Genomic DNA, 3,113 nt, shown 5'->3' on the forward strand with positions numbered 1-3,113 from the left:
TATAGATAGACTACGGACCTGTAGTTCTAGAGCGCTATCACAGGGTGATATACATAGAGTGTTATGTCGTGGCAGATTGGGGAACCATTGGATGGTCATATATCTAGATGTGATATTTTCGGGAATCTGGAATTCTTTGTTACGAAGTCGCCACAGAGCAGTGTAGCGACTTATGTCTGGTTAATGCAATGCGTCTCTGCAGGTAATTTAAGCCCTTTCTGGATACAAAGACAAGGATGCAGCAGCATATACATATGCTTTAGCACTGTTGCTGAGATCAAAATGCATGCCTGTAAGTATCCTTCTCGGAATAAACACTTCAGGATTAATCAATGCTTAACTGTCCAATCAAAGCCAATAAATTGTACTGATTTATAATTAAGTTGCTCTGTGAGTTAACTAGGTTTACTTTTGCTTTCAGAAGTTCCTGCTCAATATCCAACACATCCAAGGTAGTCTTTAAGTTTAAGTTTGCTTCTTGTGTGATAGCTTCCAAAGCAACTTCTGTGTACTTTACAGTTTCGCTTGCAGATTGGAGCACAAACCTTGATGTTATCAGATCTTCCCAAGCGCTTATAATAGATGCTTCCATCTTTTTTACTGCTTCATGCATAGAGAAGAGATTGTGTTGACGCTCCTGATTAGTGCGATCTATATCTATCAACCCAATACCATGCTCGAAAATGGGCAAACGCAACGTGAGCTCTAGTCGGTGAATTGTACGTCCTACATCGTTACCTGGAAATGTTTCAGTAGCTGTTACATACAAAGAGGGCAAAACCTTTTTAGCAATAGCAATTTCCACATCACGTTTTGACACTTGGTAGAGGTTGCTAGACAATTGTAGATATAGATTATTGCTTTTAGCGATATCAAAAGCTTCTTCGAGAGATTGCGGGATTTGTAGAGGTCGTTTAGGATATTGTAGATCTATAGGTTGTTCCCCCACCATGTGAGTGTAACTGGCCTCCACAGCTCTCAGTCTACCTTTAGCGCTCATGGCTTCGGATTTTGCTTGTGCCAGCTTTGCTTTTGCCTGCATTAGCTCAGTTTTTGTAATCTCACCAACAGAAAAGCGTTTTTCGGCTGACAGCAAATGCTCCTGCATCACCTTTAGGTTATGCTCATTCAGTTTATCTACTTCGTAGGCTGATAAAGCACTCATATATGTTTTTATAGTACCTAGAAGAGTTTTCTGTTGTTCCATAGAGAATGTGATATCCTGTATGGCATATAGGTGCTTTGCTTTTTCAATGCTAAATATTGCGGTTCCGTTGAACAATGGCTGGGTAAGGGATATCAAGGAATAGCTTGATTGATGAGAGCCATGTTTTTGTATTTTAAGCTCGTATAAAACTTGTGGTAGAATATTTACTATCGCAGAATTAGCTACCTCACGTTTTTTAGCCTTAGTCTTGTACATATTGGCTTTGATAGCCAAGTTATTGTTGAGAGTCTTATCTAGTGCTTCCTCAAGTGACGTACCATAAGCTCCCGATGATATTTTCATTAGTACGAGTGTGAAAAGTAATAATGCTTTGCGCATAGGCAACCGCCAACTAACTGTGTACTTCCAACCGCTAATGGTATGTAAAATCAACGTCCATGCAAGGTTTTAATACTTATACTATGCTCCGTTAGAATCTCCAAATTGCAGCGCAACTTGTGCTATATTTTTGGGGTAAATTTCCACCTTTTCTGTACATTTGTAGCCTAGTTTAAATTGACAAGGTTTACATAAGATAGTAAAGTCCGCTAACACGAGTGTCGTTTTTTGGGGTGAATCGAGCATGAGGACTTTCTCTCTAAAGGCTGGTGAAATAGATAAGCGTTGGGTGTTGATCGACGCTAGTGATATGGTTGTGGGTAGGCTTGCGGCGTACATTGCTACTATATTGCGTGGCAAACACAAGCCTGAATACACTCCTCACATGGATTGTGGTGATAATGTAGTGGTGGTGAATGCGAGCTCGGTGAAGTTCACACGTAACAAAATGAGGGACAAGGTTTACTATAGGCATACTGGCTATCCAGGGGGGCTCAAGAGCTGTGCTCCCAATGATATGCTGCGTGCGGGATATGCTGAGAGGATCATCAAGATGGCGGTGTGGCGGATGTTAGGTGATGGTCCTTTAGCGAGAAGGCGCTTTAAGAATCTGAAGGTATATTCAGGGCCTGAACACAGGCATCACGCGCAGAAGCCTGTTGCTCTAGATTTTGGTGCTATGAACAATAAGAATGGAAGGGGAAATAATGCTGGAAGGTGAAGAAGTTTCTGCTGGTTCTAGTAAACCTGTTAAAGCTAGGATAGATAGTCTAGGTAGATCTTACGGTACAGGTAGTAGGAAGAATGCCGTGGCTAAGGTTTGGCTTAAGGTTGGCAGTGGTGTAGTTACGGTAAATGGCATGGAGTGTGCTGCCTATTTTTGTAGGGAGGCTCTCTGTAAGCGCGTATTTAATCCGTTTCACGTTGCTTCTTCTGTAGGTTGTTATGATGTTAGGGCTGTTGTTTTCGGAGGCGGTAAGTCTGGCCAAGCAGGTGCCGTTGCGCATGGCATCAGTAAAGCGCTGAAGGATATTAATCCTTCTCTCCAGCCGGTCTTGAGGCAGGCTGGCTTACTTACAAGGGATTCCAGGGTGGTTGAGCGTAAGAAGTACGGACAGCACAAGGCGCGTAAGAAGTGTCAATTTTCTAAGAGATAGCAAGCTAGCATACGAGCTGTATGGCTTGTAGTCTGCTTTTAAGGGAAGCATTGGGGGAGTTATTATAGGGGGCTTACCGAGTGTGGTGGGTTCTTCTTTCCTGACTGTTGTGTAGCGACTGTTTCTAGGTGTTGTGGAATGCTTGCATGTCCCTACTATTAGTATCATATTCACTGTTGCGGGTTCCTTTGTAATGGTGTGAAAAAGAGGGGCGCATATAGGTGTCTGTCTTGTAGTAGAGCGAGTGGTGCGGTATGTTTCGGCTGCAGTGTTTTTGTGCGTCCAAGTGGGAATTCGTTCTGGTGCTTTTGGCTGCTTAAGCTAGCTTACAGATGTATCGAGGGGTAAGCATATATTTTCACGATGAGCGGTATACTACTGCCGTGGCTAGTAGGGCAACGCGTGAAGCA

Annotated in this window: 3 protein-coding genes; 2 read left to right on the forward strand and 1 reads right to left on the reverse strand. The window is 42.9% G+C overall.

The window, feature by feature from the left end; genetic code table 11:
* Nucleotides 1-325: 325 nt before the first annotated feature.
* Nucleotides 326-1,546, reverse strand: coding sequence for a TolC family protein (locus tag KPX09_RS04865; RefSeq protein ID WP_249549241.1), 1,221 nt, complete (start codon nt 1,544-1,546; stop codon nt 326-328).
* A 244-nt stretch (nt 1,547-1,790) separates the two neighbouring features.
* Between KPX09_RS04865 and rplM the strand changes: the two genes are divergently transcribed.
* The gene (gene rplM / locus KPX09_RS04870; protein WP_249549242.1) at nt 1,791-2,267 is read left to right on the forward strand and encodes a 50S ribosomal protein L13; all 477 of its coding nucleotides are present in this window, start codon (nt 1,791-1,793) and stop codon (nt 2,265-2,267) included.
* Nucleotides 2,254-2,703 carry a 30S ribosomal protein S9 gene (gene rpsI / locus KPX09_RS04875; RefSeq protein ID WP_249549243.1) on the forward strand — a complete coding sequence of 150 codons (450 nt, stop codon included), beginning with the start codon at nt 2,254-2,256 and terminating at the stop codon, nt 2,701-2,703. Before rplM ends, rpsI begins: the two co-directional genes overlap by 14 nt.
* The last annotated feature ends 410 nt before the right edge of the window (nt 2,704-3,113 follow it).

Origin of the sequence: Anaplasma phagocytophilum (assembly GCF_023476575.1) — a bacterium.
Taxonomy (GTDB): Bacteria; Pseudomonadota; Alphaproteobacteria; order Rickettsiales; family Anaplasmataceae; genus Anaplasma; species Anaplasma phagocytophilum_A.